Origin of the sequence: Paenibacillus sophorae, from assembly GCF_018966525.1 — a bacterium.
Classification (GTDB): Bacteria; Bacillota; Bacilli; order Paenibacillales; family Paenibacillaceae; genus Paenibacillus_AQ; species Paenibacillus_AQ sophorae.
In genome coordinates this window covers 2,100,606-2,122,982 of sequence record NZ_CP076607.1, presented here as the reverse complement: position 1 = coordinate 2,122,982, position 22,377 = coordinate 2,100,606, and the positions used below count along the sequence as shown (strand labels likewise).

The following is a 22,377-nucleotide window of genomic DNA, read 5'->3' as shown; positions in this document are numbered from 1 at the left end:
TTCAAAGGCTCGGCTTGTGGTTTCACACATATAGGAACAATAACCGTAGGAATTATTCAGCCTAGCTGTACCGGTCCCTGAAGGATCAACCTTTTACGGCCGAGCCGACCGTCATAGCGTTCTCGACTTGTTCGCTGAAGAACAGATATATGATGACCATCGGCAAGCTCGCAATCGTCATGACCGCGCCCATGCCGCCCCAATCGGTGCTGTATTGCCCTTGGAAAAAGAGCAGACCGAGCGGGAGCGTCTTCATCGCTTCGTCGGAAATCAGAATATAGGCGAGCATGAATTCGTTCCAGTTGCTTAAGAATTGGAAAATGGCAACGGTCGCAATGGCGGGAGTTACGACAGGCACGATGATCTGAAGAAACATCCGGTAAATATTCGCTCCGTCCATGCAGGCCGATTCCTCAAGCTCCCCGGGGATGCCTTTCATGAAGCCGTAGAATATCAGACAAGAGAAGGGCAGACCGATGGCGACATAGGGAACAATCAGCGCGCCGTAAGTATTCGTCAAATGGAGATCACGAACCAGGATAGCAAGAGGAATCATGATGACCTGAAGCGGCATGAACATGCCTATCGTCATATACAATCTGACACTCTCGCGGAACTTCCAGCGCATTCTTGCGATAGCGAACGAGAACATCAGGGCCAGCACAATAATCAGCAGTGTGGAAATGGATGAGACGATAAAGCTGTTCATAAAATAGCGCGGAATATTGAACTGCGACCAGGCTGCCGTATAATTCTCAATTCTGAAATGCGTCGGAAAGCCGAACGGGTTCGTAACGAAAATCTCATCGTTGTTTTTGAGCGAATAAGAAATCATCCATACAAGGGGGTAGACGGAAATCACAAAATAGATCCATAGCGGAGTCTGAACCAGAACCGCTCTCAGCTTATTCATATAGCACTCCTTCCTTGCCGGACAACGCTCTATTTACGCTTCGTTCCGGTCAAACGTCTTATTGATAATCATTGTTGCCAATAGGGACAAGGCGACCAGCACAACGGAAACGGCGCAGGCATAGCCATAGTTGCTTTCCATGAAGGCATAGCGGTAAATCATGTATGTCAGGGTATAGTTGCTCGTGCCCGGTCCGCCGCTCGTCATAATCAGCATTTGTACAAACGCTCCGATCCCGGAGGTAATGGCAACGATCAGACAGAACTTGTAGGTCTCCTTCATCAAAGGAATCGTCACCTTGCGGTGCGCCATCCATTTAGAGCAGCCGTCAATCGTTGCCGCTTCCATATACTGCTCGGGAATGGACTTGACGCCGGCGTACAGAAGGCTGAACTGATAGCCCATAAACTGCCAGGCATTGACGAACGCAATCGCAATAATGGAAACGGTCGGCGACGTGAGCCAGTTCTGCTGGTAAGGAATATGCAACAGGTTAAAAAGACGGTTGATCAGCCCGTTAGCCGGGTCGTACATCGCAATCCACAATTGGCAGACAACGGTGACGGACAGCACGACCGGGATAAAATAAGACGTCTTCAGCAGCTTGCGTCCCTTGATGCGGGGGTCGGCGCAGGCCAGTGCGAGCACCGTTCCCAGTCCAATCTGAAACACCGCAAGCACAAGCGCGAAGATAAGGCCGTTGCGCAGAGAAGTAATAAGCAGAGGGTCTTCCAGAAGATCCCGATAATTGGAAATCCCGTTCCACGTTGCCGTGCTCAGCCCGTCCCAGTTAAAGAAGCTTCGATATACGGTCTGAAGCACCGGATAAATAATGACGACACTATAGATAAGCAGGGCCGGAAGCAAAAACAGCGCAATCGCTTTTTTATTGCTTAAATATCTGTTCATGCAGTATGATTCCACTCCTTTTTCTTACGAAAGCAGCCCCGTTCCCCCAGGGAAACTAAGAGGCTGCTCCGCACAGACTTTTCTAGAACCCTGTTACTTATTCTCCTTGGCCAGAATGCGGTTAACATTATCTGTAAATTTCTTCACCGTAAAACCGCTAACCAGTATGTTCTGGGTATTATCATCAATCGCATTTTTGATCTGCACATTGTTAACCGCTGTCGCGTAGCTCTTCACATTCGGCAGAACCTCATCCGCAATCCGCTTCATCATAGGAGGCACTTCGCCGGTCATTGGCTTATCCACTTTGACGGATACGATCGGGCTGCCCAGTACGGTATATTTGTATTCGCTGTATTTTTGCGCAAGGAAACTTGCCACTTTAACGGCGGTCTCCTTGTTCTTGCTGCTTGGGGAAACCGAGAATCCGCCGGGAGAGCCCGCACCGTTGATAAAGCCTTTGCTGCTCTCGTATGTCGCTTCATCCTTGGCCGGCGTGTACATCCAGTCCACCTTGTCGCCCAGTTTCTCTGTGCTGCTGTAGATCTCCCATTGTCCGTTGATGAACATGGCCGCTTTACCCGAATAGAATTGGGACGAAGCCTGGTCATAGTTGGTGTTGGTGGCGTTGGCGTCGAACAGGCCTGCTTCCTGAAGCTTCTTCATTTGCTCGGCTGCCGTTACAAACGCCGTAGGCAGTGCGGTTGGTTTACCCGCTTCCAGATCGCCGAAGCCCTTTGCGTCTTCCCGGGTTACCAATCCGGCGTAGAAGGCGGTTGTAATCCATTTTTCCTTGGCGAATATAGCCATTGGCGTGTAGCCCGCGGCTGAGAGCTTCTTGGCGGCGTCGGCCAACTGATCGACCGTTTTGATTGGCGTCTGAATGCCGGCCTTTTGGAAAATATCCTTGTTGTAGTAAATAAGCTGGAACTCAATTCCCGTATAAGGGAAAGCGTAAACATGTCCGTCCGGAGCGGTCAGCCGGGATTCCAGACCCGTATTCAGCTTGGATTTGAAATCGGCGGTTTCCGGATAACTGTCGAGCAGCTCCACGTTCTTGGACTTGGCAAAGGTTTGGAGCGTTATCCAGTCCGTCTCGTAAATATCCGGCATGTTACCGGTTGCAGCATACGTTTTCAATTTCTGATATCCGTCCTGCACCGCTTCATCCAGCACAATTTCCACATTCGGCATTTCTTTCTTCAGCTCTTCCACCGCATAGTCGAAAGGCTTGGCGGTATCTTCGTCAAAATGCTGCGCATACACCTTGATTTGAATTTTCTTCGTTCCGTCGTTCGCGGCGCCGCTGTTTCCGGAGGAGGCTGAATTGTCCGAATTATTCCCTCCGCAAGCCGTCAGCGAGATGGTCAGGGACAGAGCAGCAAGCACACTAAGCGCTTTCATATATTTCCGTTTCATATTGAATCCCCTTTCTTTTCTTCTTATCAAAATTCATCCTCTTTCTGAAACCGCTTTTTGTTAGCGCTTCCAGTTGGTTGATGTCTCTTATTATAGTGAAGCCCGCCATTACCGATAAGGGTTAAACCGGGCATAATCGGTAATATCCGGGACAAAGCGGGCCACTGAATGTCCGGAGCGCTTCGGAGCATTGGATGGGTTGTTCCGGCAAAAATAGGATATTCCGGCCAAAATCGGAAAAAGCGATCCTGTCCGGACCGCTCCATGATCGCCTTTAGCTCCCTATTTCCCGGTCTGCCGAATGCGGATTTCCCGCTGCTCGAACTCCGATGGCGGCATGCCGTAATGCTTTTTAAAGCTTTTGCTGAAATAATTCGGATCGGCGTAGCCCACCCTTTCAGCGATTTCCGCCAGCTTAACGTTGCCTTCGGCCAACAGCTCTTTGGCCTGCTTCATCCGTATATAGGTGATGTAATCAAGGACGGCAATGGCCCCTTCCTTGCGGAACACCTTGCGCAAATAGCTGGAATCAACATACATGCCGCTTGCAACCTGATCCACCGTCAGCTCCGGATCGGAGTAGTGCCTGTGAATATAATCTTTGGCGGCCAGAAATAAATTATACGATTTAGACGGACGCCCGTCCGGCCTGTACTCGATGACCTTCTGGTACATTCCGACAATCCAGTCCTCAGCCTCCTCCCAGGAGGCCATTTCCCGAAGACGCTGCTCCGGTGAAGCCGCCGGCTTCCACAGGCTCTCCGGGCTCATTCCTATTTCGCCGGCGTAGGACAGACACAGCGAGACATAGCCCATCAGAACGGTAAAAGCAAACCGGTCCCCGGCACCCCGGAGCCGGAACAGAGCGATTGTCTGGCCGATTTCGTCCATTGCGGCCTCATGATCGCGCATCTTCAGCGCCATCAGCAGCGTTTCATGGGTTCCCGGATGAAGCTCATGCCGAATGGGGTTTGTCCCTTGTCCGGTAGGTGGGGAGACTTCATTGAAGAGCGCCCGGGCCTTCTGCGCCGCCTGCTCCACAATGGTTCGCCAAGGCCCCTCATTCCCGCCGGCTTCGCGCTTCAGAAGGGCGGCTTCCTCTCGAAGGCGCAGGGTTGCTTTTACTTTTTCCATCATGGCGGCGAACTCCCGCTGATCGAACGGCTTGAGCAGATAATCGTGGACGCCCAGCCGGACCGCCTTCTGTGCATATTCAAATTCGTTATGGCCGGTTACGAAAACGATTAGCAATCCGGGCACATTCACCTGCAGCTTCTCGGCCAGCTCCAGACCGTCCATATAAGGCATGCTGATGTCGATCAGCGCCAGATCGGGCACGTTCCGTTTCGCCTCCTCCAGCGCTTCCCGACCGTTGGCGGCTTCGCAGCAGATTGTAAAGCCGTGTGCGCTCCAGTTTAGCTTGCTGCGCATGTAATAACGGAACAGCGGCTCATCGTCGGCTATCATCACCTTATACATTGCCATCCTTCCCCTCCTTTCCATCCTTCCCGGGTACCTTCATTTCCATTACCGTCCCTTCTCCCGGCTTGCTGCGCACCGTCAGTCCGTACGGCTCGCCGAAATAGAGCTTGATACGCTCGTGCACACTGTATATGCCGATTGATGCGGGCCTGCCGTTTCGGGAGGTAAACTGCGTAACCCGCAGCACCTGTTCAGGCGACATCCCGACTCCGTTATCTTCAACAGCAATCGCCGCATCGCCGCCTTCTCTCCTTGCCCGGATGACAATCAATCCCTGGCTTCCTTTCGTTTTCAGACCATGGTAAATGGCATTTTCCACCAGCGGCTGAAGTGACAGCTTGGGAACAGGCACGTTCTCCAGTTCCTGCGGAATATCGATTTCATAGCGCAGCACGTCGGGATTGCGGACCTGCATAATGTTCAGGTAATCCCGGACATTGCCGATTTCGCCGGCAAGCGGAATCAATTCACTCCCCTTGCTCAGCACCACCCGGTAGAAGTCGGCCAATGCCTTCGTCGTGTCCCGGGCTTCCTCATTCAGCCCCAAATCGTTAAGAACATAAATCGTATCCAGCGTATTATATAAAAAATGGGGCTTGATCTGCGCGTGAATCAAGGCCAGCTCATACTCCCGCTTACGGCCCTGTTCTTCGGTTATGGCATTAAGCAGTTCCTTAATCTGCTGCACCATTGAATTAAAGACTGAGGCGATCAGACCGGTTTCGTCTTCCGTCGTCACCGGCGATGTGACATTCAGGTCGCCTTCCTTCACCTTCCGCATCGCCTTTGTTACCTGGAGCAAGGGGTTCACAATGATGTGGGACAGCTTCCCCGCGAGCAGCAGCGACAGCAGCAGGCATAAGGCGCCGAATGCGAAAGTCAGAGCAAAGTTCCGGTGGATATCGCCGTTAAGCGTTTGCAGCGAAACAATGTTCACCAGCTTCCAGTTCAACCTGTCATATGCGGTAACCGTTGCCAGTTTGCTCCCTTCTCCTGAGCCGACAATGTCGGAAACCGGGGTTTCACGCTCCAGAAGACCCGGAGTTATGTTAGCTGCGAATGGCGTCAGCAGCAGCTGTTCATTCGGCGACGCAACGATTCTGCCAGCGCCGTCCACAATATAATACTGCTTGGAAGATAAGTTCTCGCCCATGACCTGCAGAATCGAAGCAAAGGTCGTCTCCCTGACATTGACAAACAGCGTACCCAACTGGTTACCGGAATCCAGGTCGAATACGATCTTGCCCAGCGTCAGCACCGGAACAGCGGGGTCGCTGACAATATAATCCCGCCGTTCCACCGGCAGCCAACGGTTGACGCCGTAGCTGCCCATCAATTTAACTTTTTCCGGCAGGCCGCTGTACAATACCTTCCTATCCCGACTCTCTTGGGGAGGGTAGGACGAGTACACTCTTCCGGTTGCATCGACGAATACGGCCGAGTCCGCATCGGGAAACAGCACAAGGTCAATCGAAAGACGGCTCTCCATCAGACTGCTGAACCTTTCCTCTTCGATCGCCTCGGGCGAAGCCGAGCGTTCATCATACAGACGGTTGATGTCGGTCGTCATGATATTGGCGCTGCTCTCCGTATTTTTCACGATAGAATCCATCTGCGAGAGAATAAGCCGGGACTCGTCCCTGACGTTGTTCTTTGTCTTCTCAATCACCGAGCGGCTGAACATTTCGCCGGACAGCAGACCAAGCGCCAGCAGCGGAAAGATGATTAGCGGCAAAAATATAAGGACGATCTTTCTCCGAATCTGCAGTCTCCCGAACCATCCCGCTATACCGTTTCGCACTCCCATCCCCCTTATCTTTTGGCTGCGCTTGCAAAATGTAACACCGCTTTCATAGGACAAAAACCGCAACCAAACGATTCTATAGTTCATTGATTGTATTCATTTATCACATTCAATCATAACATTCATTGATCAACTCAAGCTGAGATAAATTATTTGTTCTCCTGAAGAGAAAGTCAAATATTTTGACAAAAAAAGCGCGGAGAGCTTCGAGATTCGATGAATCCGAATGACGACAAGCTCTCCGCGTATCAGTCCATGCGCTATGCGAACTTGGGGAACCTCTACTGTCTATAGCTCGCTGCTAACGGCCAACAACAAAGGTATACACGACCAACAGCAGCGTCAGCGTCACACAAATTCCTTCAACGGCCCCGCCCTTCTTCGTGCCGGTGCTCATCAGCTTCAGGCGAAGCTTGAAGGGCAGGGGCGGCAGCGGAGTAATTCCCCGCTGGGTAAGCGCGTCAGCCAGAAGATGCAGCCCGTAGGACAGCCCTCCGGCCACCCACAGCAGCTCTCCGCCATCCATTCCCTTCCCGGCCATATACAGCAGCGCCGTCCACCCGGCCACGCCGTACAGCGTATGGGTCAGGCCCCGGTGGGGAACGACCGCGGCAATGACCAGAATACAGCCGGCGATCGCATTCCACGGATCATAAGCGCTTCCGAACGCCATCAGCAAGGTCGCGATCAGCAGCATAATGAGCTTGCGCAGCCTTCGCCCCGGCAGAAACGCCACGCTGCCAATGAGCAGCGCCATTACGATATTCCAGGGATAAGGCGTAATATCCGCAAAATATAGAAAGACGGCGGCGGCGATCAACGTTAACTGCAGCGTACGCAGCAAAAAGGCGGGAACCGCCTTGCGTACGAGCAGCGAATTCGGTTCGTCGATGTCGGGAAGCAGCGAGCTGAGCACCGCTACGGCGACGGCGGGAATCGTGATATGACAGCCGGCCAGCTGCATAGCCGACAATGTGATCCCGGTGCTGATCACCAGGTGGGATTTGCCCATCATCGCTTTACAAACGCCCCTTTCTAAGATGCTAAGAAGAAACGGCTGCGCCGTCGGGACAGCATCGTTTCTCACAAACACGAACACACGTGCGGTTATCGAAGTATACCAAGCCTTCTTCCTTTTGTCCAGTCCGCCACAGCTATTCACGTGAAAAGAAGTAGGACTGGGGCATCTCCCGCGATTGTTCTCCCCTTATTTTTAGGATACAATTTAGTCAGTTATCCATTTTCCAAGCAGCAGATTTATATAAGGAGAGAAACCGAATGTACAAGCTGATTGCCATCGACATTGACGACACGCTGATCAATGACGACAAGGAAGTAACCCCCGCTACGCAGGCGGCGCTGGAAGCGGCTATAGCCGCAGGTGTGGTTGTCACGCTCGCCACCGGACGCGCCTACGCATCCGCCCAGGCCATTGCCCGCCAGACCGGACTTAATGTGCCGATCATTACCTATCAGGGCTCCCTGGTGAAGAATCTGATGGACGAAAAAGTGCTGTACGAGCGCTTTGTGCCTCAGGACGCGGTTCATAAAGTTTTTGATTACTGCATAGAGCACAACCTGCATCTGCAAACCTATGTCGACGATAAGCTGTATTCCCGCGAGGAGAACCAGAAGCTGATCGATTATGCGGCGGCGAACAGGACCCAATATTACATTGAACCGGACTCGGAAAAGCTGGCCGGGATTAAGACACCCAAACTGCTGATTATCGACGATCCCGCCTTCCTGGACGAACTGGCGCCCAAACTCCGGGAGCTGCTCGGCAGCGAGGTTCACATTACCAAATCGAAGCCGCATTATTTGGAGATCACGCACAAGGAAGGCACGAAAGGGCTGGCGCTTGAGTTCCTGGCCGACTATTTCGGCTGCAAAGTGTCCGAGACCATCGCCGTCGGCGACTCCTGGAACGACCACGAAATGCTGGAGACCGCCGGTCTTGGCGTAGCGATGGGCAATGCCATTCCGGCGCTGAAAGAGATTGCGAACTATGTAACCGCAAGCAATAATGAGGACGGAGTCAAGCAAGTTATCGATAAATTCATACTGCAAAAATAACAAAGGGAGCGCGGACCCGTGCAATACGGATCTTGCGCTCCCTTTGTCTGTATTCAGTGCAGAACAATCAGCATTATATGCCGGTGCTGTACGCCGGATGATAAAGGTCCAGCCATTCGAGAACGAATCTGGCGGCATTCAGCGCCGCCAAATCCAGATTGGAGGTGAACAGCCCTTCCGCATCGCTTCCGGCGATGTCGGAAATGGCGCGCACTGCCAGAAACGGCACACCGAACCGGTAAGCGGTTTGGGCGACTGCGGCCCCCTCCATATCCGTCGCAAGCGAATCAGGAAACCGTTCGCGGATAAAGTCCGCAGCCTCACGGCGGCCGATAAAAGAATCTGCGGTCGTTATCAGGCCCGTAAAGACTCTCTCTTCAGACTTCCTCGCGGCTGACAGCTGACGAGCGAGCGCCAGAAATCCCTCCTGAACAGGGTAACGGGCCGGCATCCGCGGCACCTGACCATAAACATACCGCTGAAATGCCGTCGCATCGACATCGCTGTAAGCCAGCTCCGTTCCGACGACGACATCGCCGATTTGCAGGCCGCTGCCAATGCCGCCGGCCGAACCGGTATTAATAATCAGCTCCGGCTGGTACCGCTCAATCAATAGCGCCGTCGTCAGCGCCGCATTGACTTTGCCAACGCCGCTTTGCAGCAGCACGATCTCCCGTCCATCCAAAGTTCCGGTGTAATAGATTCCTCCCGCCGCTTCCAATCTGTGAACATTCTCCAGCCGGCCTCGTAAGACTTCGACCTCTTCTTCCATTGCGCCTATGATCGCTATGCTCATCAATTCTCTCCTTTACGCCAGCCTAATTCCTCAAGTCTGCATGTATTCCCTTAGCGGCTGGCCGTGACGGTTTCGCCAGCGCGAAGCGCCGATATAAGGCTCTCCAGCTCTTCCATGGCATCCGCCACTTTGACCGTATCGAACGTTCCCGGCATTCGGTGAATGGATGCTCCGGGCAAAACCGCATGGGCAGCCACTCTAAACCGGTCATCACGGGTCAGACCGCCCAGGCCCATATCCTGCAAGGAGGCTGGAAGCCCGATCTCTTGATAGAATGGAAGAAGGCGGCCAATCTCCTCCCGTTTGCCTTCAAGCACGAGTTGGACGAGCACTCCGTAAGCCACCTTGCTTCCATGCAGCAGCCGATGACTCTGCGGCAGAATCGTCAGGGCGTCATGAACAGAATGCGCTCCCGCCGTGCGGCCGTAGTCCTCACCGAAACCGCCCACCAGTCCGGCGGTCAAAATATTCGTCTCCACGACCCTTACAAAAGCGTCGTTTAACTCCCCTTCTCGCTGTGCGCCCAGCGCATCGGCGCTGTGGATCATCAGGTTGTCGCGGCATCTGCGTGCGGCATAATGGGCCAGCGCGATTTCCTCGGGCGGCGAAGGCAAATGGGAGATGATGGCGTCGGCCTCATACCACTTAGCCAGCGTATCCCCGATTCCGGCGACCAGCAGCTCTGGGGGCGAATCCAGAATCACACGCGGGTCCAGCAGAACCAGCGCATTGCTGTGAGGAAATACCTCGAAGTCCACCATCGTTCCGGCCTCGTCATACATAACGCTGAGAGAGGACCAGGCCGAGCAGGTTGCCGCCAAGGTAGGCAGAATGATAACCGGAATCCGCAGCAGCGCTGCTGCGGCCTTCGCCGTATCACTGACCTTGCCGCCGCCGACGGCGATAATGGACTGAAGTCCGAGCTTGGTTGCCTCGGAGGCGATCGCGTCCCGCTCGGCATAGGTGCACTCTCCGCCGTAACGGTAGAACTGGATCTCAATCCGCTTGAAATCAGGAAAATAGTGCTCCGCCGCTTCCCATGAACGGCCGCCGCGCACGACAAGAGCGGAGGAAATTCCCCTGCGCTCCAGATGATGTTCAAGCTCGTTCCAGCAGCCAGGCCCGCAAATAAATTCTTGCGGAGCCGCGCGGACAATCAACGTATTTTCCAACGCTTATTCCTCCTCCTGCTTCAATGCTATGTTTCGCGGGCCGTCCGTTGCTAATCCCGGCGGGCCTTTCGGGCGAACCGGTTCCCCGCAGATTGTATGCCCTGAACAAAAACGATGAGAATGGCGACCGTAACGAGAATAACGAAGGTGTCAAAACGCTGATATCCATAGGAAATGGCGAGATCGCCGATGCCTCCCCCGCCGACTGTTCCGGCCATCGCCGTTGCGCCGATAAGTCCAATGGTCGCGGTAGTCATCGTTAGAATCAGGGAACCGAACGCCTCAGGGAGCAGAAAATGCCAGATCACCTGAAACGTTGTCGCTCCCATCGCTTCAGCCGCTTCCATGATTCCGGGACTGACTTCCAGCAGAGAGTTCTCTACTAGCCGGCCGATATACGGCGCCACATAGACAACCAGGGGAACGATAGCGGCGCTGGTCCCAATCGAAGTATGAACGAGCAGCCGGGTGAACGGAATAATTGCGACCAGCAAAATAATAAACGGCAGCGACCGGATCACATTGATCAGCGGATTAAGCACAGCGAATACGAACCGGTTCTGCAGGATGCCTCCGGGCCGGGTAATGACAAGCACGATGCCGATCGGAATACCGAGCAGCGCCCCAAAAAACAGCGATACCCCCACCATGACCACCGTTTCACGCAGCGCCTGAAACAGCTGATCAGCTGTAATAATCGTATTCATACCGCTGTCACCTCCTTAATCACTCGGTCCTTATGACTTTCTTCAATAACCGGGTCCTTCCGGTGGTTCTGAAATTCCTGAAGCTCCTGAAGCTCTCCAATCTCAACGCCCCGTGATCCGAGAAATTCAACCGCCCGGAAAATATCCCTATCCTCGCCGCCGAGCTGCAGAATCATCGTGCCCAGAGTTGTGCTCTGGATTTCGCTCATGTTGGCAAACAGAATATTGACGCTGACGTTATATTTTCGAATCAGGCTGTCGATGATCGGCTCCGAGGCGTTGCCGCCTACAAATTTCAACTTGAACAGCCGCCCCGCTCGTTCCGGACTCAGGCTCTGGAGCACGCTTTCCGGCACAGAGGTCTGGATAACAGTCCGCACGAAGCTCTCCGTAGTGGGATGCTGCGGATTGCCGAAGACTTCCAGCACCTCGCCCTGCTCGATGATCTCGCCTTTTTCCATGACGGCCACCTTGTTGCAGATTTGCTGAATGACGGCCATTTCATGCGTGATGATGAGAATGGTGATATGATATTCTTCGTTTATTTTTTTCAGCAGGTCCAGAATGGATTTGGTCGTCTGCGGATCAAGCGCCGAGGTGGCTTCGTCGCAGAGAAGAATCGAAGGATTGCTCGCCAGCGCCCGGGCAATGCCCACCCGCTGCTTCTGGCCCCCCGACAATTCATTCGGGTAGCTGTCCGCTTTGTCGGCAAGCCCGATAAACTGCAGAAGCTCGGTCACGCGCTCACGGATGCGCTTCTTGTCCTGCTTCAGCAGCACGAGCGGAATGGCGATGTTATCGTATACCGTCTTCGATTCCAGCAGGTTGAAATGCTGAAAGATCATGCCGATTTTCTTCTTGGTCTTGCGAAGCTGCGCCGGGGAGAATTGATCCAGCGCTTCACCCTCTACGAAAACCCGGCCTTTCGTCGGCCGCTCCAGATAATTCACCATCCGGATCAGTGTGCTTTTGCCGGCGCCGCTGTACCCGATGACTCCAAAAATATCGCCTTTATCCACCCGCAGGTTTACGCCCTTCAGCGCTTCGATCGTCTGTCCTTTGCGTTTAAACGTTTTGTGAATATCCTTTAATTCGATCATCCTCATGGTCTCCCTTCGCTTAACTGAACGGCAGACTTGCGGAAGATTCCCGTTCTTGCAATCCGCTCAGCGGCTTCCAGCAGCTGTTCCTCGCTGTTCACGAGTCCGATCCGCACATAGGAATCGCCCTGCGAGCCGAATCCCTCGCCCGGAGCGACCGCCACATGGGCCTCTTCCAGCAATTTCTCGGCAAATTCCAGCGAACGGTAGCCTTCCGGCACTTTAAACCAGGCAAAAAAGGTTCCTGAGGGAGCGGAAACCTCCCATCCGATGCTCCGCAGCTTCGAGACTAACACGTCGCGTCTGCGTTCATAGGTCTCCACGAGCCGTTGCACATTACTCTGCGGTCCAAGCAGAGCGGCAGCGGCCGCATCCTGCACCCCTCCAAATATCGTGCTGTACGCATGCGTGTGGAACAGCTTAAGGGCGCCGATGACCGAAGCGTTGCCGACAGCGAACCCGAACCGCCAGCCCGCCATATTGTAGGTCTTGGACAACGTATAAATTTCCACGCCGTATTCCTTGCCGCCCGGTATCTGCATAAGACTGATCGGCCTCAGGCCGCCAAACCCGAACGCGCCGTAGGCAAAATCGTTCACCACCGGGAAATGATACTCTGCGGCCAAAGCGAGCGACTGCTCGAAGAAGCCCCTCGTCGCCACCGCTCCGGTAGGATTGTTCGGATAATTAAGCAGCAGCAGCTTCACGCGCTGGATGATTTCCTCCGGGACCGTGCGGTAGTCCGGAAGAAATCCGTCTTTCTCGTATACGGGAATCGCGTGCACCTCCGCCCCGGCCATCGCGGCCGCCGCATAATAAGGAGGATAGGCCGGGTTGGCCGTTAGCAGAACATCGCCGGAACCGAGCAATGCTTGCGCGATTCCCATAATTCCGGTGCTCGATCCGTGAAATACGGCGATCTCCGTTTCCGGGTCCAGATCAACGCCATACTCGCGCTTATAGAAGGCGGCGACGGCTTCAAGCGTGCTCTTTTTTCCGTAAAAAGGGGGGTATCCATGGTTCTCCGGCTTGTCGGCTGCTTCCTTCAGGCTGCGGACAATATGCTCCGGGGTCGGCTGATCCGGATTGCCGCTGGACAGATCGATAATATCAATGCCCCTGCTGCGGTAGTCGGCCACCTTTTCCTTAAGTGCCCTGAAATAGTGCTCGGGGAGCCGGCCGACGACAGCGGAAGATTTAAAATTCACCATGATTACACCTCACTGAAATTTTTAATCATTGAAATAAGCAGGCAATCTGTAACCTTCATAATCAGAATTGGATTTGATATAGTCCTTGAATTCCTGTGAATGATAGCCCTCAATGATATCCTTTACGAACTGCTTGTCTTTATTTTTGCTGTCTACAGCCACGATGTTGGTGAACGGGTCCGTCATATTTTCAAGCTTAAGCGCCGTTGTGAGTTTGATGTTATTCGCAATGGCGAAGTTGCCCTGAATGGCGGCAAAATCCACATCCTGAAGCGCCTGAGGTCCTTGAGCGGGCTCCGTCGGCACAAATTTGATATTATGCGGATTGGAAGTTACGTCATTAAGCGAAGTTTGCAGCGGATCAATATTATCCTTCAGCGTAATCCAGCCAACTTCTTTCAGAATGGTCAAAGCCCGCAGCATGTTGACAGGCTCGTTCGGCAGATTGACCTGAGCGCCGTCGCTGATCTCATCCAGGCTCTTATGCTTCTTGGAATACAGGCCCATTGGAGGAGTCGGAACTTGAACCGCGCCAATCAGATTAATCCCTTCTCTTTTGTTGATCGACTCAAGGTACAGGGAATGCTGAAAGACATTGGCGTCAATCTCCCCTTGCGCTACGGCCACATTCGGTTGAATGCCGTCCGTGAACTCCTTGTATGTAATCTTGTACCCTTTTTTCTCAAGGAAGGCGCAACACCGTTCTTGAATTGATCACTGTATGGCCCCGGGTTAAAGCTGATGCGCAGCGTTTTGGTTTCCTGCTCTGAACCGTTCCCTGACGAAGCGGCGTTGGAGCTGTTTCCGCATCCCGAGATCAGAAGCACAACAGCCATAATCACAAACAGCGGCGACACCCATCGACTCATTACCTTTTTCATTAACAATCTTCCCCCTCAAATATCCATTCAATAGATTTCTCCGATTATCTCACTTAACCAATTAAATTAATCGGATTTATTTGTTTTTCATGATAGTATGCATCTTTATTGCTGTCAATACGTTATAACACTGGGATTATCTATTTTTGATTTATTCATTGGATGAAATATGAAATACTAGTTTACTTTAAATTCCGAGTATGTTACTTTGAAATAAGTGCAAGAGAAACTAGATTTGACGAGTGAAAGGAAGAGACGAATGGCTAAAGTCGAAAGTTTTCAATTGGATCATACGAAAGTCAAGGCGCCTTATGTACGGGTGGCCGGAACAGAACGAAACGCAGCAGGCAGTATTGTTCAAAAATACGATCTGAGACTGCTTCAACCCAATACCGACGCGCTGCCGACCGCTGCCCTTCATACGCTGGAGCATTTGCTGGCAACTTACTTGCGCGATGAACTCCCCGGAATCATTGATATTTCGCCTATGGGATGCCGCACCGGCTTCTATCTGATTATCTGGGATGAGCATGAGCCGTCAACGGTAGCGGCGGCGCTGACCAAAGTGCTGCGCAAGGTTCTGGAAACGGAGACCGTACCTGCGGTCAGCGCTCTGGAATGCGGCAACTACAAGGACCATTCCTTGTTCGGTGCGAAGGAATATGCGAAGCTCGTGCTTGAGGCGGGCATCAGCGACGACCCCTTCACGCGCCGCTAAGGAGCGATAAAGAACGATGCTGACAATCGATTTGACCGGCAAGACGCTGGTCATTACCGGAGGTCTGTCCGGTATCGGCAAAGGCATTGCGGATCTGTTCCTGCAGGCGGGCGCCAATGTCGTTATCGGGGATATCGCCTGTGAATGGAAGGAAATCACCCAGGACCGTCTGGCGGTTATCCGCTGCGACGTTACCCGCGCGGAGGACGCGGATAAACTGATCGGCTTTGCCGTGGAGACATTCGGCAGAATCGATTTCGTGGTGAACAACAGCGGCATCTCCACCATGGATTATGCGGTGGATATTAAAGAAGGTGATTGGGATAAGGTTATGGACGTCAACGCCAAAGGCGTCTATCTTGTCTCCCAGGCGGGAGCGAGGCAAATGCTGCGGCAGGGCGGCGGCGGACGCATCATCAATATCGCCTCGCAGGCCGGCAAGAACGGCTACCGCTGCATGGGAGGATATGTCGCTTCCAAGCATGCCGTGCTCGGATTTACGAAGGTTATGGCTCTGGAGCTTGCCCGAGAGCAGATTCTGGTGAATGCGGTTTGCCCGGGCATTGTCGAGACGGACATGAAGCGGCGTGAACGCGTAGAAGGCGCGCAGCTGCGCGGGATGACGCCGGAGGACATACTGGCCGAGGACTGTTCACAGGTGCCGCTGGGCCGGACGGCGCAGCCGGAGGATGTCGCGAACGTTGTGCTTTTTCTGGCCAGCCCCCTTGCCTCGTACATGACCGGACAGGCGATCAATGTGACGGGCGGCATGACCATGAATTAAGACGCCGCTCAAGAAGAAACGGCTGCGCCGTCCTCTCTGAAGGAGGGTATCCGTTTATCGTAGAAATATCAGGACATAGATAAGCACGCAGCTTATACTTCCCCAAAATCGAAACAGCGGCAGTCATGGACGAAATAAAGTCCTAGTCTGCCGCTGTTTTATTGAACTATCGTTCTCCGTTAGCCATCCATGCCCCTCTCGGGGCACCACAGAAACATGAAAATTGGCTAACTTCATCCTATGTAATGGTTAGTTTCAGGGTAGCTCAACATAAAGATTTCCTCAGATTCTTCATCTGAACTTCTAAACTCCATCCCCAGGACGCCATCGTCAGACAGACGGTTAGAAGCTTGAGAATTTTGGCTTTTCTGTCACGCTGGCACTCCGAAGCGTTCTGATCGATCCCTTACTTAACAAAGTAGACGCAGCTTTTTTAATTGTTCAAGCTGCGCCTAGTTTCGTGTTGTCTTTTTTAGACTTGCGCTATGAGTAATTTTCAGGGTAGCTGAATAAAAATTACTTCTTTGCGGTTTGAATAATCAAGTTATAAAGAAGTGTTAATCCATCACTCTGCTGAAATTTATCCATGTTTTGAACGTAAAGTTTTTTATTTGCTGCCAGATCATTGACATTAGCTATCAAAGAATTCGAAGTTAAGTGTTCCTCCTGCAAAACCTTGCAGTAACCTTTCCGCTCAAATGAAGCTGCATTTAGAAGTTGATCTCCTCTACTCTGTTCTTTAGTAAGTGGAATTAGGATCATCGGTTTCTTTAATGCTAAAAACTCAAAGATTGAGTTAGAGCCAGCTCGAGAAATAACAAGATCGCACATAGACAGTACATCTGGTAATTCTTCGTTTATGTATTCGTATTGGCGATAATCTGGATGAGATAAAGAGGGATCCAGTTGGCCTTTTCCACATAGATGTACGACTCTGAAATTTTTAGTTAAATGAAATAAGGATTCTCGAACCACAGTGTTTATCCTTCGTGCTCCTAAGCTTCCTCCCATTATCAAGAGTGAGGGCTTTTTCATTTTGGAAAACCCCGTAAATATCCGTCCTCGTTCAGCATCTCCATGTTTTAATTTATCTCTAAGTACGGGACCTATGTAGCGACATTTATTGTTACTAAAAGCAGCAGCTGTTTCCGGAAAAGTGGTGCAAATGATATTAGCAAATGGACTTGCAAGTCTATTTGCTAACCCTGGGGTATAGTCCGATTCATGTATTATTACGGGAATTTTGTTCAACCACGCTCCAATAACAACGGGAACGGAAACAAATCCACCTTTACTGAATACAACGTTTGGTTTTTGCTTCTTAATAATCTGGTATGCCTCAAAAATTCCTTTTACTACTTTAAAAGGGTCCTTAACGTTTTGCCAATCGAAATACCGTCTCAGCTTCCCTGTAGAAATGGAGTGGTAGCTTACATTTAATTTAGAGTTAATTAATTGCCTTTCAATCCCATCCACCGACCCAATGTATCCGGTTGCCCAGCCTGCCTGAATGAATTTTGGTATCAACGCGATATTTACGGTTACGTGTCCCGCAGATCCACCACCAGTAAACATTATTCTCTTCATTTATAACCACCCAATGATCTGTTTTTCTTATTATATTCGATGTATCCTCAAGTCATCTCATCGATTCGCGAAATGGGAGGCCTATTTAGATAAAGCAGGAAATTCAATACAGTTACTCCATTATCCTGCCCTTCGTATTATGAGGTCAACCAGTTCTTTCTGGTTGATCCTTTTTTCATTTGCTTAGAGGATTAAGGTAGCCGGGTCGAACGTACTTGCCTGTGGGACTTGATCCCGAGAGCTATAATGTTCACCTTTACTTGTCATGACCATGATTGAGGCCGGTTGGGACAAAGATCCCGTATCATATGCGATGCTATGGAGCGACAAGAAAATATATAGGGGCTGCCGGTAAATTTACATCAAGGAGAGATCAGATGAATCCTGTTATCGGGTTAGATATTTTCTAAAGAAGAAAGCCACAGACAGGCTTTTTTAGATCGTGGATAACCATACAAATGAACATTCTATTTCGAGCATACGCGAGAAGGACTCGAGCTTTTTTAAAGAATAGCGTAAGTTGTTGATGTAGTCGTTCAATGTGCTTCTAAATTCTTATTCGTTAACTCCTTATAAATAGCAACTGCAAACAATATAGCACCAACAACCATGAACAAAATACTTATTATATAGGGTACTCTCAGCATCGTTGCATCCAGAGCCAATGAGAATTTTCCAGGAGGATCGCTCCATCCCGTCATATGTGGAACATAGTTTGCAATTGCCAAATATACCATACCAAATAGTAAGGTTCCGGATAATAAGAAAGTTGATCCAGCTATTAAGAATGATCTTCTCATGACTCCCCACCTCTGTCCGTTTATTATGGTTAACTCACCTCCATTGCGAGTAATCCAATATTACCATAATATAGCGGTTTGTTACTCCATTATCCTGCCAGTTACTTGATGAACAAAAAAAGAGATGCTGCCAGGTAAGCTCCTTCCCTATCGTTTCTTCGTTAGCATAATTTGTTAAATAACCCTCCGTCACAGATCGTTCCTCACTATATCCTTCAATAAACGCTGAAGCGAGGGAGACATCCAAACTATTATCTAAAGCACATGACATTACGGCACGGGCAACGTCAAGTTGCGGATAATCATAATTAAGTCGATCAAAATCAAGAATTGCTGTTAATTGGCTATCATTGAATAAAAGATTATCGACCCATAAGTCACGATGTGCCCATCCTAATTGAAGGGATTCGAGTATTTCTAAATTTATATCTTCAGTTGCTCTGCGTTGTATTTCTATGTCAGCAAGCAACTGATCCTTTTCGACTTCCTTTACTTGTTCCCAAACCGAATTCCAATGTGCTAGACGCTTCTCACGGCTTGGAGGAATAAATTTTTTTTGGGGGGTTTCAACCCAAGTGTCCCATCGTTTAGCAATCGGTGCATTTTACCTGTTACACGACCCAAATCATAAATTTGATGTACGTTGATTTTACCTGGGGAAATTAATAAGCCCGGACAATATTCCATCACCATGAAACGTTCTCCGTTTTCTGAATCAAGTAAAATAGTTTCATTATGTGATAATAAATTGGGACATGGAAGTCCTTGGTTGTATAATCTAACTTGCTGAGAGAATGCAAATAATAATTCCTCTTGATTATATAATTGATATCTTTCCTTGTTGTATTGTTTAAGTAAAAATTGCCCTGATTCAGTTGTAACTTTCCATTTAAGATTTAACCATCCTCGTTTTTTCCTGCCCATAAGTTTAAAAGCAACCGAATGGTCGGCTGCTTTTAGTAGCGTTATTTATCGTTTTCGGTAGCAGAAACATTTCTCTTTTTATTAATTGAGCTATGGATACATCGTTACCTCTGAATGAGCTATCGGCGTGACTCGTACCAATAATCATTGTTTTATATGTAACAGCAATCCTTTTGCTTCATTTATCCATTCGTCGAACTGTTCCTCACTGAACATTCCTACACCGATTGGATGGACAATAATTTCATATTGACCCCCCAGAAGTTATTCTAGAATTTACCTACTATATAATCTTCAACAGCCTTAAGAAAATCCCTTTTTTTATTTCAATTAATTCGCGGCACAGAATCCCTTCTATTCGTAGCGGCTCAGCGCGCCGATGATGATGTCCCACAGTTTCCCGTGATGAAGGCCTAGCGCAACCGTGGTATTAGGCGGCCTGCCCGTCACACCATGAATATCGACCAGCGTCATGCCGTAGCTCAGCTCGCCTCTGGTCTCGACGGCTACGTTCAGGAAGCGGCAGTCAAACACCGACGGATCGATACAGTAGACTACGCTGCACACATCATGTACGGGCGGAGCATCGAAATCGAAGAATTCCTTATAGGTCTTTCCGAAAAAGGAGAGCAGCTCCCCTACGAATCCGGCAACCGGGTTAGCGATTGCCATAATCCGTTCGTTAATCTCAGGAGTCGCCAGCGCCTGATGGGTAGCATCCAGTCCGATCATCGTTACCGGAGCGCCGCTGCCGAACACGACCTGAGCGGCTTCCGCATCGGCCCAAATGTTGAACTCCGCGGCCGGTGTCCAATTCCCGAACGTTCCGCCGCCCATCAGGACGATTTCCTGGATTTTGGGAACAATGCGCGGCTCCCGGCGGATCGCCATGGCAATATTGGTCAGCGGCCCTACGGGAACGAGGGTAATGTCGCCGCCTGACTCCATCAGCATGCGGATGATCAAATCGACGGCATGCTCTTCCGTCTCCCGGAGCAGTGGATCGGGCAGCATGGGCCCGTCCATGCCGGAATTGCCGTGAATTTCCGAAGCGGCTTCTCTATTCCTTACCAGGGGATTGCTAGCGCCCCGGGCGACCGGTACCCCGCTTAGTCCCGCAATTTCGCACACCTTGAGCGCGTTAAGCGTTGTCTTCCCCAGTTCCGCGTTTCCGGCTACCGTGGTTATAGCGAGCAGTTCCAGATCGGGATGCGCCGCGGCGACCAGGATCGCTATCGCGTCGTCATGTCCGGGATCGCAATCGATAATTATTTTTCGTTTCATTATTCTCTTCACTCCAAGGCTGGTCCGGAACCGGACACTGCTATCCTTTGACCGCTCCCGCGGTCATCCCGGCGGTCAAATATTTTTGTACAGAAAGATAGAACAGAAGCGTAGGCACCAGAACTATGGTCAATCCCGCCATTTGCAGCGTATAGCTGCGGTTGTACTGACCGGCAAAATTGGCCAGGCCGAGCGGAAGCGTCTTTAAAGCTCCATCGTTAATCAGCACCAGCGCGAAGGAAAATTCGTTCCAGTTGTTCAGAAAATTAATGATGAAGGCTGTCGCCAGCGCAGGTGTCAGCATAGGAAGAATCAGCCTCCCGAAAATGCCCATTACGCTGCAGCCATCCATAATCCCGGCCTCTTCCACTTCCTTAGGAAAGGCATTCATGAATCCGGCCAGAATGAATATGGTAATCGGCAGATTGAAAGCGGTATAGGGCAGCAGCAGGGTCAACCGGTTATCCATAAGATTCAGGCTGCGCATTTCAATGAATAAGGGAACGAGTGTTGCATGGATCGGGATCAGCATGCCGAAGGTGAAATAGACGAGCAGAAAGCCTTTGGATTTGAACTCAAACCGGCTCAGAAAGAACGCGGCCAAGGCTCCAACCAGCAGCGTGAGTACTACCGCGGACAGAGTAACAATAATACTGTTGACAAGATACGGACCCAGCTTCGCTACTTTCCACGCTTCAATATAATTGCTCCAGACCGGCTCGCGGGCTACTCCAAACGGATTCGTGGACAGCTCCCGCTCGGTTTTCAATGAATTGAGAATCATCCAAAGAAGAGGATAAATATTGATAACGAGCAACAGCAAAAGCACAAAGCGGTGCATATGAGCCGAAAGGGGCCGTTTGGTTCGCAGTCGTTGTACCATTAAGAAGAATCACCTCTTCAGAGTTCGCAAAATGAACTGGCTTAAGACAATCAGGCCGAAGCTGATAATGATGATGGCTGTGGAAATCGCGCTCCCATAACCGTACTTCATCGAGCTGAATGTTTGAGTAAACATATAAGTGGCGCCCACTTCCGTGGAATGGCTGGGTCCTCCGTTAGTCATGATATAGATCAAATCGAACGCCCGAAGCGCTCCGCTTATGCATAGCACCACCGCAGCAAAAATCGTGTCCGCTATGATCGGCACCACGATATGCCAGGTTCTTTTTATACCGACAGCTCCATCCAGCTCCGCTGCTTCCAGCACCTCCGACGGCACATTTTGCAGCGCGGCCAGAAAAATGACCATGTACAGCCCGGTGTACTGCCAGACGACGACAATGCACAGCACAAAGATGGCAAGCGCCGGATTACCAAGCCAGTTCTGAGCCCAATGATCCAGACCGACAGCCCGAAGCGCCGTATTAACCAGGCCAAATTGGTAATTGTAGAACATATTCCAGATCAGGGAAACGACAATGGTCGATATAACCACGGGCATGAAGAAGACCGTTCTGAAAATTCCGCCTTTGCGGAATAGCTTTCCGTTGAGCATAATGGCCAGATACAAGCCAAGCGGGATTTCCCCAAGTACCGAAAAGAGCACGAAATAAAGGTTGTTGCGGATAGATTGCCAAAATACGCCGTCTTCGATCAAATTGATGTAATTCTGAAGCCCGTGCCACTGTTTCGGGGAGAACCCGTCCCACTTGAAGAAGGAGTAGTAGACGGAGCTCAGAATCGGATAGATCGAGAACATTGTGTATATGACCACGGCTGGAATGAGGCCGGCGGCTATGATCCATTTGTGGCGAAGAAACATCTGCATATGCGGTACCTCCGATAGAATTGAAGGCGAAGAGCCCAA

General features: G+C 50.9%; 23 protein-coding genes. 3 read left to right on the top strand and 20 right to left on the bottom strand.

Annotation, left to right across the window (positions count from 1 at the left end):
* Window positions 1-85: 85 nt before the first annotated feature.
* The 6 genes from KP014_RS10110 to KP014_RS10085 all read right to left on the bottom strand — a co-directional run bounded on the left by KP014_RS10110 (window position 86) and on the right by KP014_RS10085 (window position 7,542).
* Window positions 86-913 (bottom strand): carbohydrate ABC transporter permease, encoded by an 828-nt coding sequence (locus KP014_RS10110; RefSeq protein WP_036593327.1) that lies wholly within the window; start codon window positions 911-913, stop codon window positions 86-88.
* A 33-nt stretch (window positions 914-946) separates the two neighbouring features.
* On the bottom strand, window positions 947-1,822 hold the full coding sequence (locus tag KP014_RS10105; RefSeq protein ID WP_036593328.1) for a carbohydrate ABC transporter permease: 876 nt from the start codon (window positions 1,820-1,822) through the stop codon (window positions 947-949).
* A gap of 93 nt (window positions 1,823-1,915) precedes the next feature.
* Window positions 1,916-3,241, bottom strand: a complete 1,326-nt coding sequence (locus KP014_RS10100) for an ABC transporter substrate-binding protein (RefSeq protein WP_036593330.1) — start codon at window positions 3,239-3,241, stop codon at window positions 1,916-1,918.
* Between the two features lie 282 nt (window positions 3,242-3,523).
* A complete protein-coding gene (locus tag KP014_RS10095) occupies window positions 3,524-4,726 on the bottom strand; it encodes a response regulator transcription factor (RefSeq protein ID WP_051499802.1) in 1,203 nt (400 codons plus the stop codon).
* Window positions 4,713-6,524, bottom strand: coding sequence for a cache domain-containing sensor histidine kinase (locus KP014_RS10090; protein WP_051499803.1), 1,812 nt, complete (start codon window positions 6,522-6,524; stop codon window positions 4,713-4,715). Before KP014_RS10090 ends, KP014_RS10095 begins: the two co-directional genes overlap by 14 nt.
* A gap of 304 nt (window positions 6,525-6,828) precedes the next feature.
* The gene (locus tag KP014_RS10085; protein WP_036593354.1) at window positions 6,829-7,542 is read right to left on the bottom strand and encodes a metal-dependent hydrolase; all 714 of its coding nucleotides are present in this window, start codon (window positions 7,540-7,542) and stop codon (window positions 6,829-6,831) included.
* 263 nt (window positions 7,543-7,805) lie between these two features.
* Between KP014_RS10085 and KP014_RS10080 the strand changes: the two genes are divergently transcribed.
* A complete protein-coding gene (locus tag KP014_RS10080; RefSeq protein WP_036593333.1) occupies window positions 7,806-8,603 on the top strand; it encodes a Cof-type HAD-IIB family hydrolase in 798 nt (265 codons plus the stop codon).
* A 73-nt stretch (window positions 8,604-8,676) separates the two neighbouring features.
* On the opposite strand, the gene KP014_RS10075 is transcribed toward KP014_RS10080, so the two are convergent.
* From KP014_RS10075 to KP014_RS28715, 7 genes are read right to left on the bottom strand one after another with little or no spacing between them, the layout of a single operon-like run.
* Window positions 8,677-9,399 carry a 5'-methylthioadenosine/adenosylhomocysteine nucleosidase gene (locus KP014_RS10075; RefSeq protein ID WP_036593335.1) on the bottom strand — a complete coding sequence of 241 codons (723 nt, stop codon included), beginning with the start codon at window positions 9,397-9,399 and terminating at the stop codon, window positions 8,677-8,679.
* 50 nt (window positions 9,400-9,449) lie between these two features.
* Window positions 9,450-10,571: an iron-containing alcohol dehydrogenase family protein gene (locus KP014_RS10070; RefSeq protein WP_051499804.1), complete on the bottom strand. Its 1,122-nt coding sequence runs from the start codon at window positions 10,569-10,571 to the stop codon at window positions 9,450-9,452.
* A 50-nt stretch (window positions 10,572-10,621) separates the two neighbouring features.
* The gene (locus tag KP014_RS10065) at window positions 10,622-11,278 is read right to left on the bottom strand and encodes a methionine ABC transporter permease (protein ID WP_036593336.1); all 657 of its coding nucleotides are present in this window, start codon (window positions 11,276-11,278) and stop codon (window positions 10,622-10,624) included.
* Window positions 11,275-12,378, bottom strand: a complete 1,104-nt coding sequence (locus tag KP014_RS10060; protein WP_090834013.1) for a methionine ABC transporter ATP-binding protein — start codon at window positions 12,376-12,378, stop codon at window positions 11,275-11,277. The genes KP014_RS10065 and KP014_RS10060 overlap by 4 nt, the downstream gene beginning before the upstream one ends.
* Before the next feature lie 2 nt (window positions 12,379-12,380).
* Window positions 12,381-13,586, bottom strand: a complete 1,206-nt coding sequence (locus tag KP014_RS10055) for an aminotransferase class I/II-fold pyridoxal phosphate-dependent enzyme (protein ID WP_090834048.1) — start codon at window positions 13,584-13,586, stop codon at window positions 12,381-12,383.
* Window positions 13,587-13,610: 24 nt separating this feature from the next.
* Window positions 13,611-14,228 carry a MetQ/NlpA family ABC transporter substrate-binding protein gene (locus tag KP014_RS10050; RefSeq protein ID WP_246590745.1) on the bottom strand — a complete coding sequence of 206 codons (618 nt, stop codon included), beginning with the start codon at window positions 14,226-14,228 and terminating at the stop codon, window positions 13,611-13,613.
* Entirely contained in the window at window positions 14,207-14,470 is a 264-nt protein-coding gene (locus KP014_RS28715) for a hypothetical protein (protein WP_246590691.1), read from the bottom strand. The genes KP014_RS10050 and KP014_RS28715 overlap by 22 nt, the downstream gene beginning before the upstream one ends.
* 259 nt (window positions 14,471-14,729) lie before the next feature.
* Between KP014_RS28715 and KP014_RS10045 the strand changes: the two genes are divergently transcribed.
* Together KP014_RS10045 and KP014_RS10040 are read left to right on the top strand one after the other, a co-directional pair.
* Window positions 14,730-15,188, top strand: coding sequence for an S-ribosylhomocysteine lyase (locus KP014_RS10045; protein ID WP_036593338.1), 459 nt, complete (start codon window positions 14,730-14,732; stop codon window positions 15,186-15,188).
* 16 nt (window positions 15,189-15,204) lie between these two features.
* Entirely contained in the window at window positions 15,205-15,972 is a 768-nt protein-coding gene (locus KP014_RS10040) for an SDR family NAD(P)-dependent oxidoreductase (protein ID WP_036593340.1), read from the top strand.
* A gap of 516 nt (window positions 15,973-16,488) precedes the next feature.
* Here KP014_RS10040 and KP014_RS10035 read toward each other — a convergent pair.
* From KP014_RS10035 to KP014_RS10010, 7 genes are all read right to left on the bottom strand, one after another.
* Window positions 16,489-17,559, bottom strand: coding sequence for an undecaprenyldiphospho-muramoylpentapeptide beta-N-acetylglucosaminyltransferase (locus tag KP014_RS10035; RefSeq protein WP_036593341.1), 1,071 nt, complete (start codon window positions 17,557-17,559; stop codon window positions 16,489-16,491).
* Between the two features lie 536 nt (window positions 17,560-18,095).
* Complete coding sequence (locus KP014_RS10030; RefSeq protein ID WP_036593343.1) at window positions 18,096-18,359, bottom strand: hypothetical protein; 264 nt, start codon at window positions 18,357-18,359, stop codon at window positions 18,096-18,098.
* Between the two features lie 34 nt (window positions 18,360-18,393).
* On the bottom strand, window positions 18,394-18,828 hold the full coding sequence (locus tag KP014_RS29065; protein WP_254776462.1) for a phosphotransferase: 435 nt from the start codon (window positions 18,826-18,828) through the stop codon (window positions 18,394-18,396).
* Between the two features lie 50 nt (window positions 18,829-18,878).
* Window positions 18,879-19,283 (bottom strand): phosphotransferase, encoded by a 405-nt coding sequence (locus KP014_RS29060; RefSeq protein WP_254776463.1) that lies wholly within the window; start codon window positions 19,281-19,283, stop codon window positions 18,879-18,881.
* A gap of 354 nt (window positions 19,284-19,637) precedes the next feature.
* Window positions 19,638-20,570: a nucleoside hydrolase gene (locus KP014_RS10020; protein ID WP_036593359.1), complete on the bottom strand. Its 933-nt coding sequence runs from the start codon at window positions 20,568-20,570 to the stop codon at window positions 19,638-19,640.
* A 37-nt stretch (window positions 20,571-20,607) separates the two neighbouring features.
* On the bottom strand, window positions 20,608-21,396 hold the full coding sequence (locus KP014_RS10015) for a carbohydrate ABC transporter permease (protein WP_246590690.1): 789 nt from the start codon (window positions 21,394-21,396) through the stop codon (window positions 20,608-20,610).
* A 63-nt stretch (window positions 21,397-21,459) separates the two neighbouring features.
* Entirely contained in the window at window positions 21,460-22,338 is an 879-nt protein-coding gene (locus KP014_RS10010; RefSeq protein WP_036593344.1) for a carbohydrate ABC transporter permease, read from the bottom strand.
* Window positions 22,339-22,377 lie beyond the last annotated feature (39 nt).